Origin of the sequence: Spirosoma agri (assembly GCF_010747415.1) — a bacterium.
Lineage (GTDB): Bacteria > Bacteroidota > Bacteroidia > Cytophagales > Spirosomataceae > Spirosoma > Spirosoma agri.
The window spans coordinates 367,701-382,914 of record NZ_JAAGNZ010000002.1 but is presented as its reverse complement, the minus strand read 5'-3'; the positions used below and the strand labels follow the sequence as shown (position 1 = coordinate 382,914).

The window sequence follows — 15,214 nt, the reverse complement described above, 5'->3', positions numbered from 1 at the left end:
GGTGGCTGCTGGTCAGGCCGACGGTCCAGCAGCGGTTGGCTTGGTAGAGTCGATTCTTTGGCGAGTAGGCGAGCGGTTAGAAAAAGCCTATGGTGATCAAGCCGCTTCGGGGGTCCGATTACAACGGCGTTTTTGCCCGAGCTTCAGCTGATTGGAGCATTGATCGCACCGGCGACCCGGTCTGAGAAAGCATCGCGGCCACCGTGGCGCGGCCCGAGTCCGCTCAAGGTTTTGTTCCCCTTGCCAAACGTTGGGTAGTAGAGCGGACCACTGCTTGGCTCAATCGCACAGGCGACCCCATTCTTCCGGCGGATCGTCAAAGACGATGAGTAAACCATATCATCTTCGGTAAGGTGGCTTTACTTAGCCAACATTCAGATTATGTAGCAACGAATAGGTGTTTTTGGCTAAACCTAATTCCCAAACATATTCTTAAAGACCTGTCGACAGATAAACGATCATCAGTTTTGAAGAGAACGCAAAATTTATAGCTATTCGTGGGAGTAAAATTATTCATCTCAAATAGATCTAAATATCAAACGTGCTCTATCTATATAGCGAAGTAAGTTCCCTAAAAATGGAGATAGTAGTCCATTTTTGATCTTAGCATTGTAGGTTTCATTACTCGCATCAATCAGCCTATTATTACTAAGTCCACCATTACGCATCTTGACAGTTCTTACATTGATGTAAGAAGCGTTAAGAAGATCCTTAGGCCTTAGTAAAAATTCATAATCACCAGATATCTTATAACTAGAATCAAACAACCCATATTTATCAAATAATTGTCTCGAGTGGAAAGAGCCTACATGCCAAGTAACCATCGATTGCTTGAAGGAATGCCAATTCCATGGTTCTCCAACTATTTTAACCAAAGCCAAATCATTATCGACAAGGTCAATCTTTGATGAGACAAACTCTAGCTCTTTACTATTATCGTAACTAATTATATGTTTGACGTAAAGTTCTAAAGCATTTGGATAGAAAATATCATCAGAACCTATGAATGTAAGCCAGCTTCCCGAAGATTTATCTATGGCCTTATTCCATGCATCATACACACCTTTATCCGGCTCACTAATCCAATATTTTATTACGCTTTCGTATTTTTTAATTATAGATACAGTTTTATCTGTGCTACCGCCATCGATAATCAATAGCTCAAATTTTGAATAGGTTTGGTTCAAAATGCTGTTTATACATTGCTCTAAGTATAAATCAGAATTATACGTAGCAATGATCACGCTTACTAACGGCTCCTGATTATTTTCGAACACTTTAATCATTATTTTATGGCCAGTAATTGAGGGGACGTGTCACATAAAACTATTTTAACATATATAAAATTTATTTATGTTTAAAATAGACGAACAATGACATGCGATGTGACATCGTAAATGTACACTTATTTATGATAAATAACTTAATTATAAGACCTGATGTTGTCCACTTTCCAGCACTTAAAGACTTTATTTGGCTAAAAAGACGACTTGGCTATTGTCCTCATAAGACCATGTCTAAATAAGTAATCACATTCTACTTTAAGTTTATCGCCCAAACAGTCAAAGTACAGACTATCAGCTTATTAGAAAAAGGTATATCATAACCACATCATGAATAAACAGGCCAGGTTTTAAGCAAGTTCCCCTAAATGTGGGCCGCCCCGGATATTTCCTAATCTATTGAACCGATTAACGATTGAGAAAATAACGGTCTTTAAGATCAGTCTGGGGAAAGGTATTGTACGGTTTTGGGCAAACTGTGTGGCTGACATTACAAGCGAGACCTACTTATTGTCTAGGTTAGTGCTTCAATTCATAAAAAGGAAACAGTCAAGAGCTTTTATGGCCGTGTTCACTTAAGACATCTACCTACTTATAGTTTAAAACTGGTCTGGTCTTAGATTGGCTCAAAAAGGAACTCAGAAATCGCGCTTTTTTCATTAAAGAACTCAATAAAAGTAGTACGGAAGCAGATTAACTTGTTGCGAAAAAGCGCCAGGACGATGCAGTTTTTTTCAGAAGTGGGTAGTTTCTTTCTTTACAGACTAATTTTACAAGTCGATAAGACTATTTCATAAAAATTATTTACTGACATAGAAAAAGTAGTCAGGTTAAGCCGCTCTCAATAAATTTTCATCAGTTTGACTTGTTATTATATATCAGGCATATGTCCCAAGCCTATACTTTTATATTTCAAATAATATTTAACTTTATGTCTTAACCAATGTAAATAACTACTATTATATCTAACACCTAAGCTTCCACTGTAACCGCTAATTCTAGGCAAAGCGTAAAGAGGTCTGTATACATATCCATCTGATATAGCAATTAGTGCGGCTTTAATTAAAATATTCTCGAAATAGATACCTTCAGAATCATTAACTATAGATTCAAAACGCATCAAATAGTCCTTGACGAATTTTTTTGTAAATCCGAAAAATCTAGAATCGGAGAAAGTCAAATTTAATTTAAAATCGATTAGTAAATCTATATTGGGCTCTTTTCTAAAATTCTCCAGAAAGGTATTAAAATTCAACACTTTGTACCTCCCAGTAACTTTGAATATAAATGTTGCTTCAGAAATAAATTTTGAATGCAGTACTGCATACTCTATACACTTGAGTTCGCCGTAACCTTTTCCTAAACTTTTATTATACTCATTACCATCAAAGGTTAAAAATTCAAATTTATCTATATCTGTAAAGTCAGCTACCTCTGACTTTATATTTGTGTTAGAGTTCTCTACAAAAACAATTTGTATTTCAGGTATTTTTTTCCAGTATCTTAAAGATTCTATATAGTGTTCTTTTCTTTTTTCTACGTCTTGTATGTGCGTTAATGACATACCATTAGGATTTACAGTTCCTGTTAACAAAAGAACTATTTTAAGATTGTTCATATCTTCACTTCGAATAGTTATCGAACGCGTTCGTACTTACATTTTTAGTTTTGACTATAACAGTTTGATACAAGTTTAAGAAATGACTTTTAAAGATTATGCTTGTTAACAAAACTAATGTCATAAAACTTGATATTGACACCATTACAACTATAAGGAAAATATTCAAATTTAGAGTCTGCAGAAATACTTTTAGATAAAAATTAACAACAAGTAAAATTAATAGAGTTCCAACTAAAGGGACAAACGTCTTGAATAGATAGTCCTTCACAAACATGCCTAATTGCTTTAAACAATAGTAAATTACAAACCAATTCAAAGTAACCAATTTAGAAACAAAGGTAGCAAAAGCCATTCCAATCAAACCATAATATTTACCCAACAAATAGCCTAAAAGTACATTAAAAATCCCAGCAGCTAACGTCCATCCATTAAAGGGCCATGAACTTGTATTCCATACAAAATTACCTCCTACTGAATGATTAACTTCTAAAAATGTAATCAGGGCAAAGACAACAGAAAAAGTAACTCCCAAATAATGTTCGCTACCAACCCACATGTCTATTATTTCATACCCGCACACCAATTGAATTATCAAGAGAAGACTAACAATTGACAGGCATATAATAGTGGTACTCGAATACAACTCCTTCAAAGCCTCATGCTTATTTTGAATATAATATTTAGCGATAAAAGGGCCCATGGTTTGATTAATCACCAATGATATCGAAGCTATATATGTGAATACCTGCTGATTGATTGCATAATCGGATATTTGTGTTGACCCAACCACAAGGTATGCAACGAAGATATTACCTTGACTTATTAACCACCCACCCATCTGGTTAATTACAAGTGGCATTGACTGTTTATAAACACTGTAAGATATATTAAATTGAATCAGCTTTTTTGAAGGCACAAATTCTTTGAAAATTTTGTTGTGTCTGACAAAAAAAGTAAAATGAAGCACTACAAATTGCCCTACATTCTGAATCAGGAAAATAAAAGAAACAAACAGTATTGATTTGTAAAATGGTAATCCTCCTAGCAGTAAAAGAAAATAAAGAATTTGAAAAATACTTCTTACAATGCTTTCTGGGCCTACATCACGATAACCAACTAGCATTGCACCTGGCACGTTCGACAAAAGCGCAAACATGATGCCAATGATGTATAGAAAGAAGGAAGCTTTTAACTCATATGAAAGTGCTTCATGTGAGTACAAAAACGATACATATACTATAAAACTAATTAAAATTAAAATACACGTAAATGAGAAGAGAGTTGTAACATATATTTGTTTAGTCTTGTATTTAGATAAAATACCAATAATATCTTTTTCCGAAACCTCACTACTATTGTCTATATAAGCTATCAATCTGGAAATCGTCTGAACAAGTCCCAAATCAGCCATCTGAAGAAAGGCTCCAAATGAAAAGAAAACATACCAAAAGTTTAGCTCATTACTAGTAAGATTTTTGAATAAAATGGGAGTTTGTACAAGACCAATACCAATTGTTAGGATAAATCTTAACCACGAAAAGGAAATACCTCTTATAAGCTTATTCGTATCTCCTTTTAATTTAAACATACTTATTAATTATTAGATTTTCCTATTAATTTTTATGACTACACTTGTGTTTTTACCAAGTGAGCTTTAACCATTTCCTGAGCAACCTGTTCCATACTGTATTTTGCAACCCAATTCAACTCTTTCTGCGCTTTACTTGAGTTTGCATATCCCTCAGCAATGTCAGTTGGCCGAAAAAAAGTTACGTCGGTACGAATATGGTCCTTCCAGCGAAGACCTAATGAGTTAAAAATAACTTGAATAAACTCTCTAAGTTTATGCGTTTTACCCGTTGCAATTACATAGTCATCTGGCACTTCTTTTTGAAGCATAAGCCACATAGCTTCAACGTAATCAGGCGCCCACCCCCAATCGCGAGCAATATCAATGTTTCCTAACGTTAGCACTTCGGGGCTACCAGCAGCAATACGACATGCAGTTGCTACAATCTTTTGCGTAACGAACCTCTCGGGACGCAATGGAGACTCATGATTAAACAAAATTCCAGTACTAGCGTGCAGTTTGTATGCTTCACGGTAATTAGCTACTTGCCAAAAAGCGGCTGCTTTTGCGACTCCGTATGGACTTCTCGGTCTGAACGGCGTCATTTCATCGGCAGCTTCACTCCCTGTATCACCAAAGCATTCACTTGAGCCTGCATTATAAAATTTAATTGGTAAGTTACTAAATCTGATAGCTTCTAATAAATTTAGAGTCCCAACACTTATACTTTCCAACGTTTCAACAGGCTGTTCAAACGACAGACTAACAGAACTCTGCCCAGCTAGATTATATATCTCGTCTGGTTTTACTTTTAAAATAGTTTGTAATACGCTTCTGAAATCATTGATACTAATTGAAACTAATTTGATTTTCTCTTTAATAGATAATCGATCTAAGTTTGCGAACGAAGCCATCTGCGCATCACGCGAACCACCATATACATGATAATTCTTTTCGAGCAGTAATTTTGCTAAGTAAGCTCCATCCTGCCCTGATACACCACATATTAATGCTGTTTTCATAAAATGTGTGTTGTAGTACGATTTAACACTAGTCGTATCAAAAGAATAAAAAACGTAACAGCTACACCCGCGGCCATAAATCCAAACATAATTAGTGTGCGTTTAGGACCGCTCTTAGTCAAAGGTATCGTTGGCGGCTCAAGTGTTTTAAACACGGGTGTATCTTCCTGCACTTTAATCTTTGCTTGTTCTAACTGCTTTGATAGATCGTTATATATCGTTTGGGTAAGTATGTAGTCAGCTTGAAGTCGTTGCTCATCTATTTTAGCAGTATTCAGATATAAGTTTCTATTGCGGTCACGGTAGCTCGATAAAGCCAGTTCAGCATACTGATATCGACTTTTAGCCTCTAATACCTGTTTTAGTAAAAAATCAACTTGTTTACGAGCTTTTTCAGTACGGTACGTAGTCACATAATTTGTCAAATAGTCTAGTGATAAACGAGCAACAGTAGCCGCTACAACGGGGTCAGGTTCAATAGCCGTAATTAAAAGCATACCTGTTTTTTTGTCATACGTAGCAGTTGTACTGTTTTGTACTATTTTAATTAGTTCGTCCTGTTCTTTAGTTACTTGAACAGCTTGACTAAAGTTCTTAGGATCAAGCTTTTCTTCAGCTTTTTTCTCATCTTTAGGAAATAGACCTCCTAACCAACCTTTATATACACTATCATTTATTTTATATATAAATTCCTTAAAAGACATTTCACCCTTAAGTTTTTGAGAGTATACTCGCTGTTCTAATAAGTGAAGAGCAAAGGGAACACTTAGTAGAACGTTAGGATATAAGTCAGGACGTATCGCATCCTGACCATTTACATTATCAAGATTTATACCCGCTAAGCCCGCTAATGACCCTAAACCACCTAAATTACCTGCGCCTTTCCCTTGTATTTCAGGAAGCACTGTAACTTCAGATGTGTACATATTGTGTTTGGAAAAAGCATACAACGCACCAATTAAGAGACCTATCAATGCTCCTACTATCATCAGCCGTCGGCTACTTTTCAAAAATTGTACAATATCAATTAATCGGATTTCTATTTCGTGCCCTTTATTGGGTTCCTCTTCTCCAGTATCAGTGAATGACATTATTATATTGAATAATAATTAACGAAGTATGACATTAACTAAGGCGATAGATACCGTTGCTAGTAGAGAGAAAATACCGATGCGTTCACCTGGTGTTAATCTGTTTGTATCTAAAGGCTTAAATGGTACAATCACTGTAGAACCAGGCTCTACATGAGGCCTCGAGGTAAAAAACAAAAATTTGTGAGTACGATCTTTACGCCCATTTGGATAGACAACATACGCCTTATTTTTTCGAGCGTTATCCGTAAATCCCCCAGCTTCACTGAGGTAGTCATCAAACGAATAATCTGTTTTGAAACTAACGGATGACGGATTTAATACAGCTCCCTGCATCGAAACAATTTCTGAACGGCGAGGAATTGATAACGTATCTCTGTCCTGAAGCAACAAATTTTCTTCAGATCCGGGTTCGTTGATAATATTCCGCAAATCGTTACCGATGACCTGCCCTTGTCGCCGGAGTTGGGCACCAGCCATATACGCTTCAGGTTTTAAGCCACCAACTCGTTTGATCAAATCACTAATTCGTTCCTCACGGCTGTAGATCGCGTAGTTACCGGGCTGCATTACCTCTCCTAAAATGGTTACCTGTTTCTGCGTTTCGTAATTAGCCGACGTGCGCACATATACGATATCAAATGGTTGAAGCTGAAACTCCCGCGAGCTTCCTCCTACGGCAGTAATTTGCAAATTACGATCAATCGAAAAACGATATACTTCAAGCATAGTCGTCCGTATACCTGCGGAGTCCTGCCGAATGCGTCTGGCCACTTCGATCAGATTGGGTTTGGCCCCTTCCTGAAAACCACCTGCTTGAGCAATCAGGTCAGCTACGCTCATGTTGGACACGTAAGCAATAGTATCTGGCCGATTGACAGCCCCCTCGATTGTCACGTAATAGGCTTCTCGCAAATCCCGAATCGAGAACACGGTTAGGCTATCCTGGCGTTGAAGGGGAATGTCAGCAACCTCACCTCTCAGCAGTTTACCTAAGTCGAAGGATAAATTTTCCCGGTCCATATCCGCACGCTCGCGTATGATGGTGGCTCGGTTTGTGAAGGCATCTTTACGTAAACCTTCTGCCCGAGCAATCAATTGCTTGACCGTTTCAAGGCCTGGCTCGAGTGCATAATCGCCCGGTCTCATTACAGCGCCTGCTACCTGAATCCTGTTTTCGTAGCGCTCCAGAATTTTTCCGACAAAGTATTTATCACCACGCTGTGGAACAAACGTGTTCAGTTGTTCTTCAGTGATCGTTGCGATGCGGAGTTCCCGGGCGGTGTTGCGCCGGAGGGTGATGGAAGCCCGGTAAGCATCGTCACCAAAACCACCAGCAAAACCAAGCACCGTTTTAAGCGTCTCACCGGGCAGCACTTCAAAAATAGCAGGTCTACGTACTTGTCCTGTCAGTTCAACCCGAGTTTCGTAATCAGCAACCCGGATGACATCCTGATCCTGTAACCGGATATTATCTCGCTGATCAGCTCTGAGGATAAAATCGTACAAGTCAATCGTACGTATAACGCGGTTACCTCTGATAATATTAATCTTCCGGAAAGACCCCGTTTGCGGATTAGGACCTCCAGCCAGATAAAGAGCATTGAAGGCTGTTCCCAGTGATGATATGGTATACGTACCGGGACGCACGACTTCACCTACCAGTGTAATACGAATGCTTCGAATATTGGTCAGCGTTACGTTGGCAGTCGTACCGCTACCAGCTTGCCCCAGGCCCTGGTACCCTCCCTGCCGCAGACGAGAGATAATTCGCTGCTCAGCCTGTTCAATGGTAAGGCCTGCCACAAAAACAGGCGCTAAATTGGGCACTTTGACCGTGCCATCAGGTGTAACCTTTAGTTGAAACTCACCAGTCGAAGCGCCGGAGATATCGATCCGGATTTCATCGTCGGGGCCAACCACATAACTTTTGGGTGTGGCAATACGCAGATTTGGTTCGAATGACAGGTTGGCATTTTCAAACAAGGAAGCCCCAAAAACCGGTAGGCCACGATTTGTATCTCTACGCGCTCTACTAGTTGCCAATGAATCGGTTCGACGGGAGAGATCAGTGGGGAAAGACCGACCTGTTGTAGTTATCGTTTGACTTTTTGGTGATGATGACGATGACGCGCGAATATCGTTGATACGTCTGCGCATTTTAGCTATGTCATCGAGCGTATACCCCTGCGACATGGCAGCTTGTTCTATCTGAACTTCGCTAAGACCGCTAGCCTGCGCACGCTTGTAAAAATTTTGAACATCTTCGTCGCTTAGCTGATCAACCCTAGAACGGGGGGCTTGAGCGGTTACCAGATAGGTCCCAGACAGCATTAATAGCAATAAACCAATACGAAACGGCCCTGAAAGAAAGATATAACGTGACAATTTGTCGGTGGTACGCATGAACAATGGCTATTGGGCCAAAATTTGATTCGCAAAAGTAATAGATTCCTTTTAAAACACAGTTCCCATATAATAAGGTGTCCCCATCTGTGGGCTATTCACCTTGTAGTCCCACGGTAATGCACTAAATTTGTAGAAAAATAAATCGTTCGCCGTCAGCCCTTATTCGCCTGTAAACAAAGATTAACCGGCAGCGAACGATTACTGACAAAAACAAAATGATTAATCTCATAGCTAAGTTTTTCGGCACTAAATCGCAACGGGACATTAAGGAATTATTTCCTTACGTTGAGAAAGTGAATACCGAATTTGCTCGGTTAAAAGACCTTTCCAACGATGAGTTGCGTCGGGTATCAGCCGAATTGAAAGCTCAGATCGCTGATGAACTTGGCGGCATTGATAACCAGCTTGCTGAACTGACGGAGTCGGTGAACCATCCAGATGTGGATGTCAATGAGAAAGAGCGCCTGTTTAACCAGATTGACAAACTCGAAGCCGATCGTAACGTCGAGCTGGAGCGGGTTCTGTTAGCTATCCTGCCCCGCGCTTTCGCGGTTGTGAAAGAAACCGCCCGCCGGTTTACCAATAACGAGCAGTTGACGGTCACGGCTGACGACTTCGATCGGGAGATTGCTTCCCGTAAGAAAAATGTCGTTATCGATGGCGATCAGGCTCATTGGGCGAACCGCTGGGACGCTGCCGGAACAGCCATCAAGTGGGATATGGTCCACTACGATGTTCAGATCATAGGCGGTGTGGTGCTTCATCAGGGCAAAATTGCGGAGATGGCTACGGGTGAGGGGAAGACCCTTGTGGCTACATTCCCTGCTTTCCTGAATGGCCTCGCCGGACGGGGTGTGCACATTGTCACGGTCAATGATTATCTGGCCAAGCGTGACTCTGAGTGGATGGCCCCACTCTTCGAATTTCATGGTCTGCGGGTAGATTGTATCGACAAGCACCAGCCCAACTCAGCGGCTCGTAAGAACGCGTATCTCGCCGATATCACCTACGGTACGAACAATGAATTTGGCTTCGATTACCTGCGCGATAACATGGCCCGTGAAACCGGCGAACTCGTGCAGCGGAAACACCACTATGCCATGGTGGATGAGGTTGACTCCGTATTGATCGATGACGCCCGGACGCCACTGATCATCAGCGGACCAGTGCCGCGTGGTGATGAACAGGATTATATCGAATTGAAGCCCCGCGTTTCCCGGGTCGTCGAAGCACAACGGAAGCTGGTGTATGACTACCTGAACGAAGCGAAGAAGAAAATTGCGGCTGGCGATGAAAAAGAAGGAGGGCTTGCGCTGTTCCGGGCTCATCGTGGTTTGCCAAAGCACAAACCGCTCATTAAGTTCCTGAGCGAAACGGGCAATAAAGCACTCTTGCAACGAACGGAATCCATCTATCTGGCCGAAAACCAGAAACTGATGCCCGAAGCCGATGCACCCCTGTATTTTACCATCGATGAGCGTCATAATGGCATTGACCTGACTGAGAAAGGCATCGATTTCATTACCGGCTCGGGCGAAGATCCGAATTTCTTTATCCTGCCCGATCTGTCGATTGACCTCAATACCATCGATAAAGACAGCGATTTTTCGGAACAGGAAAAGATTCTGCATAAAGAAGCGGTAGTGCGTGACTATGCGGTCAAAACGCAGCGGATCAACACGGTCAATCAGCTACTGAAAGCCTACTGTTTGTTCGAACGCGATACGGAGTACGTCATCATGGACGGCAAGGTAAAAATCGTAGATGAGCAGACGGGCCGGATCATGGAAGGTCGCCGGTGGTCGGATGGGCTGCACCAGGCGGTTGAAGCAAAGGAAAACGTAAAAGTTGAAGACGCCACCCAGACCTACGCAACCGTTACGCTCCAGAACTATTTCCGGATGTATCACAAGCGGGCTGGCATGACGGGTACGGCCGAAACCGAAGCATCGGAATTCTGGCAGATTTATAAAATGGACGTGGTCGTCGTTCCGACGAACCGATCCATTAGCCGGGTTGATGAAGAAGATAAGGTTTACCGGTCAGTACGCGAGAAATACAACGCGGTAGTGGATGAGATCGCCAGTCTGGTCGAGAAAGGACGACCTGTACTGGTTGGTACAACGTCGGTCGAAAACTCTGAATTGCTGAGCCGGTTTCTGACCATCCGTAAAATACAGCACCAGGTTCTAAACGCGAAGTACCACCAGCGCGAGGCCGAAATTGTTGCATCGGCGGGTCTGCCCGGCACTGTAACCATTGCCACGAACATGGCCGGTCGCGGTACTGATATCAAGCTGACACCGGAATCGCGGGCGGCTGGTGGTCTGGCTATCATCGGTACGGAACGCCACGAATCGCGCCGGGTTGACCGTCAGTTACGCGGTCGTTCGGGTCGCCAGGGTGATCCGGGGACAACGCAGTTCTTCGTTTCGCTCGAAGACAGCCTAATGCGCTTGTTCGGTTCAGAACGGATTGCCAAAGTGATGGACCGTATGGGTCTGGAAGAAGGCGAAGTGATTCAGCACTCGATGATCACGAAGTCAATCGAGCGGGCGCAGAAGAAAGTCGAAGAAAACAACTTCGGTATTCGGAAGCGGTTGCTGGAATATGACGACGTTATGAACTACCAGCGTGAGGCTATTTACAAACGTCGTCGGAATGCACTCTTTGGCGATCGGCTGCCGCTCGATATCGCCAACACAATGTATGACGTTGTGGAAGAAACCGTCAACAACGCTGAAGGAAATTACGAAGAAATAAAGCTTCAGCTTCTGACTACGCTCGGCGTTGTTCCTGAACTGACAACAGAAGAGTTTGCCCGCATGAAAAAGCCGGATCAGATTCGTCGGTTGTATGATGAGTCAGAGCAGCAATATCAGGCGAAGAACCACGCGATTGCCGATAAAGCATTGCCGGTATTGACGCAGGTTCTGAATGAGCAGGGTAGCCAGATCAAAAATATCGTGGTCCCCTTCTCGGATGGTCTCCATGAGCTGACTGTCGTTTCTGACCTGCGCGATGCGGTGGCATCGGGTGGTAAGGATATCGTGACCGAGATGGAAAAGGCCGTGACGCTATCGGTAATCGATCAGGAGTGGAAGGAACACCTTCGCGAAATGGATGATCTGAAGCAGTCGGTACAAAACGCGGTGTTTGAGCAGAAAGACCCGTTACTGGTCTATAAGTTCGAGTCGGTCGAGCTGTTCAAACGGTTCCTCAACAAGGTCAATTTCGATACGATCAGTTTCCTGACCAAGGCGGATATTCCGGCACAGGAACCCGAAGAGGTTCAGCAGGAAATTCGGCAGGCCCCAGCCCAGCATCGGCCGGAGCCACAACCGAAACTACATACGAATATCGAGGACTTTGACGATGACCATCTCGCCACGGGACCGGAAGAATATGCGCGCCGAATGGCCGAGAACAATGCGATGGGGGCCGGAGCGCCACCAATGCCCGCTCAGGCAGGACCTCCCCGCGTACCCGCTCGTGTTGCCAAACTTGACCGGAATGCCCGCGTAAACGTTCAATATGCGGACGGCTCGGTAAAGCGCGACGTTAAATTCAAAACGGTTGAAAGTGATGTGATCAGCGGCAAGGCAATGCTGATCGATTAACGGTAGCAACTATTGATAAAACGCCCCCTGGATTGTATATTCGGGGGGCGTTTTTGTCAGAAACCATTCCTGACGAAAGCAGTTCTCTCAACCGTAACGAGCCGTTTTTTTCAGGTAAATGAATAAACTCTTTTTGGGTCTGATTTTAGTCGTACTCCCCGCTTTTCTGTCTCCGGTCGTACCCATTCGACTCAGTCCTCAACCGCTGCCGTTCACGCCCAAAGAATACTACATTGCCGCTGTCACTGATCAACGGACCGAACGTGGTCCCGTCGCCCGATTAGCCTTAACACTCAATCAGCCAACTCAACCCGTTGATCTGGATAACGGCGTTGCGTCAAGCTTCAGGCAGTTCATCAATCAGAACCTAAAACAAAACCGGTCATTACGTCCGATTGCCATGCGTATTCGCCAGTGCCGGGTAAGCGAAACGGCAGATGGCAATCGCGTGACGGGTCATTTTGTCTTTTCCGCTGCCTTTGAACTAGTAGGAAAAGACGACGCGGGTAATGAGACCAGCACCCGCCTGACCGAGTACAGCGGAAGCGCCAATTACACTCGTCCGCTTAGCCAGACAACTATTCTTGAACCAACGATCCGGCAGGCACTCGTAGCCGCACTGCGGAGTTTGAATGAGTACATGAACCGGGAAGCGGGCAAAAACGAAAAACTTGCCAAAAGCCTCACGGTGATTGTTACGGATGACTCACGCATTACCAACGACGATACGGTTCATTATAACCCTTCCCGTAAACTAACCTGGGCCGACTTTCGGGCCGAACCGCGCCGGGGAAGCCATTACGCAGCGGAGGTGTTCACGAGCTTTGCCTACGAAGGGAAAAGTAGTGTGAAAGATGGGATCATCAATCTCAACCTGAACGTGAAGGGTTATATGCTGAAAGAGTCCTCCTGGGGCCGGACGGAAGCCCGCAATGACTACTCCCTCAATCACGAACAACGCCATTTTGACGTCACCAAGATTATTGTTGAGCGCTTCAAGCGTAAAATTCACCCGGATAGTCTCACGCTCGAAGACTATAACAGCATTATTCAATATCAGTTTATTGAATCCTATCGGGAGATGAATCGGATGCAGGAGCAGTACGATAGCGAAACCAATCATGGTATCAACCAGGTTGCTCAGGAACGCTGGAATCAGAAAATTGACGCAGAGCTGCGTAGTTTTGGCGTAAAGAAGTAGCTATCCAGCCAGAAACGCAACAAGTAGCCTCTGGCAAATTGATTCGTGCAGACGTCATTAGCTACATTCCTGTTCCTTCATGAAGAAAGTCCGCATCCTGCACGTCAGTACAGCTCATCCTGCTCACGATCCACGTCTGATTTATCGGGTCATTCCCAGCCTGGCCCCTCACTACGACTTAATTGCCGCCTTACCTCGCACACCGACTGGCATCAGAAATGACGTTGATTACCGCTGGCTCCCCCGATTCCGGCGCGTATGGCTGCGGCTGATTTTTAGCCACCCCCTCGTCCTCTGGTATGCGTTGCGCATTCGTCCCAACCTGTTCCACATCTACGATCCAGAGCTAGTACCCATTGCTCGGTTAATTCAGCTGATCTTTCGCATACCCGTTATTTACGAGGTCCACGAGAATCTTTATAAAAAAGCAGACGAAAAGTCGGCTAATCAGGGCAGGATGTTGATAAGGCTGTTCTTCTGGTTCGATGCGATGGCTCAACGCCGGTTCTACCTGATTTTTACGGAACATGCTTATCTTGATACCTACGACCATTTAGCGAAACCCCATGCCATCATCTATAATTACCCGCTGCTCCCCTTTATGAATACGTTTCGGAAACCATACGCGCCAAATCAGTTACGACCTACATTTTTTTATATTGGCTGGATTAGTCTGGAGCGGGCCTTCGATACGCTGGTTGCCGGCTTGGCTTTGCTGAAGAATACGTACCCTGATTTCCAATGCCATCTTTTTGGCGAACGGACTCTTAATGATCGTGCGGTTGAGCAACTACCCGGTTTTACGACTGTTCAGGATAACGTGCATTTCTACGGCTACACAGACCAGCGTCATGCGTTCGTACACGCTGCCCAATCGACCGTTGGTATCGCCCTGCTTAAAGCCGTTGGTGATTATCCCGACTCGTACACGACCAAACTGTTTGAGTACATGGCCCTGGGACTGCCGGTCATCACATCAAACTTTCCGCTCTACCGCCACGTAGTCGAGCGACACCAGTGCGGTTTTTGTATCGACCCAACCGATGCCCGCCAATTGGCTGCCGTCTTAACCTACCTGATCGAACACCCAGCCGAAAGTAAAGCAATGGGAGAGCGGGGGCGGCTGGCCGTCGAGAATGAGTACAACTGGGACTCTGAAACGCAAAAACTACTGACCTTTTACCAGACAGTTTTACATCGATCATAAGCACCGTCCTGGTTGACCATGCGGATGCTGCCGAGCTGCACCCGAGCGAATAAGCCTGCGTCGAAGCCTTACAGATACGGAACTTGACATAAACTAGTCCCTTATAAACCGAGTCTATAATCAGCAACGCAAACCTCAATAACTCAAAAATGCCCTTTTATTCGTAGATTTGCCACAAATGCAGGATGTT

At 43.7% G+C, this 15,214-nt stretch carries 10 protein-coding genes; 3 read left to right on the top strand and 7 right to left on the bottom strand.

Annotated elements, in window-relative coordinates:
- Positions 1-143: 143 nt before the first annotated feature.
- The 7 genes from GK091_RS29615 to GK091_RS18305 form a co-directional block, all read right to left on the bottom strand.
- A complete protein-coding gene (locus GK091_RS29615; RefSeq protein ID WP_246202313.1) occupies positions 144-338 on the bottom strand; it encodes a hypothetical protein in 195 nt (64 codons plus the stop codon).
- A gap of 180 nt (positions 339-518) precedes the next feature.
- Entirely contained in the window at positions 519-1,286 is a 768-nt protein-coding gene (locus GK091_RS18330) for a glycosyltransferase family 2 protein (RefSeq protein WP_164041347.1), read from the bottom strand.
- Positions 1,287-2,154: 868 nt separating this feature from the next.
- Positions 2,155-2,901 carry a hypothetical protein gene (locus GK091_RS18325; RefSeq protein ID WP_164041346.1) on the bottom strand — a complete coding sequence of 249 codons (747 nt, stop codon included), beginning with the start codon at positions 2,899-2,901 and terminating at the stop codon, positions 2,155-2,157.
- Positions 2,902-2,905: 4 nt separating this feature from the next.
- Entirely contained in the window at positions 2,906-4,492 is a 1,587-nt protein-coding gene (locus tag GK091_RS18320) for a lipopolysaccharide biosynthesis protein (RefSeq protein ID WP_164041345.1), read from the bottom strand.
- A gap of 38 nt (positions 4,493-4,530) precedes the next feature.
- Positions 4,531-5,496 (bottom strand): GDP-mannose 4,6-dehydratase, encoded by a 966-nt coding sequence (locus tag GK091_RS18315; RefSeq protein ID WP_164041344.1) that lies wholly within the window; start codon positions 5,494-5,496, stop codon positions 4,531-4,533.
- Positions 5,493-6,587, bottom strand: coding sequence for a Wzz/FepE/Etk N-terminal domain-containing protein (locus tag GK091_RS18310; protein WP_164041343.1), 1,095 nt, complete (start codon positions 6,585-6,587; stop codon positions 5,493-5,495). Before GK091_RS18310 ends, GK091_RS18315 begins: the two co-directional genes overlap by 4 nt.
- A gap of 18 nt (positions 6,588-6,605) precedes the next feature.
- A complete protein-coding gene (locus GK091_RS18305; protein WP_164041342.1) occupies positions 6,606-8,993 on the bottom strand; it encodes an SLBB domain-containing protein in 2,388 nt (795 codons plus the stop codon).
- A 218-nt stretch (positions 8,994-9,211) separates the two neighbouring features.
- Here GK091_RS18305 and secA point away from each other — a divergent pair, with 218 nt between their 5' ends.
- From secA to GK091_RS18290, 3 genes are all read left to right on the top strand, one after another.
- The gene (gene secA, locus GK091_RS18300; protein ID WP_164041341.1) at positions 9,212-12,616 is read left to right on the top strand and encodes a preprotein translocase subunit SecA; all 3,405 of its coding nucleotides are present in this window, start codon (positions 9,212-9,214) and stop codon (positions 12,614-12,616) included.
- Between the two features lie 118 nt (positions 12,617-12,734).
- Positions 12,735-13,817, top strand: a complete 1,083-nt coding sequence (locus tag GK091_RS18295; protein WP_164041340.1) for a hypothetical protein — start codon at positions 12,735-12,737, stop codon at positions 13,815-13,817.
- 79 nt (positions 13,818-13,896) lie between these two features.
- On the top strand, positions 13,897-15,024 hold the full coding sequence (locus GK091_RS18290) for a glycosyltransferase (protein WP_164041339.1): 1,128 nt from the start codon (positions 13,897-13,899) through the stop codon (positions 15,022-15,024).
- The last annotated feature ends 190 nt before the right edge of the window (positions 15,025-15,214 follow it).

Coding starts and splice junctions, on each gene's coding strand:
- GK091_RS18330 (WP_164041347.1), bottom strand. CDS start 1,286: ATGATTAAAGTGTTCGAAAATAATCAGGAGCCGTTAGTAAGCGTGATC.
- GK091_RS18290 (WP_164041339.1), top strand. CDS start 13,897: ATGAAGAAAGTCCGCATCCTGCACGTCAGTACAGCTCATCCTGCTCAC.
- GK091_RS18310 (WP_164041343.1), bottom strand. CDS start 6,587: ATGTCATTCACTGATACTGGAGAAGAGGAACCCAATAAAGGGCACGAA.
- GK091_RS18295 (WP_164041340.1), top strand. CDS start 12,735: ATGAATAAACTCTTTTTGGGTCTGATTTTAGTCGTACTCCCCGCTTTT.
- secA (WP_164041341.1), top strand. CDS start 9,212: ATGATTAATCTCATAGCTAAGTTTTTCGGCACTAAATCGCAACGGGAC.
- GK091_RS18315 (WP_164041344.1), bottom strand. CDS start 5,496: ATGAAAACAGCATTAATATGTGGTGTATCAGGGCAGGATGGAGCTTAC.
- GK091_RS18305 (WP_164041342.1), bottom strand. CDS start 8,993: ATGCGTACCACCGACAAATTGTCACGTTATATCTTTCTTTCAGGGCCG.
- GK091_RS18325 (WP_164041346.1), bottom strand. CDS start 2,901: ATGAACAATCTTAAAATAGTTCTTTTGTTAACAGGAACTGTAAATCCT.
- GK091_RS29615 (WP_246202313.1), bottom strand. CDS start 338: ATGGTTTACTCATCGTCTTTGACGATCCGCCGGAAGAATGGGGTCGCC.
- GK091_RS18320 (WP_164041345.1), bottom strand. CDS start 4,492: ATGTTTAAATTAAAAGGAGATACGAATAAGCTTATAAGAGGTATTTCC.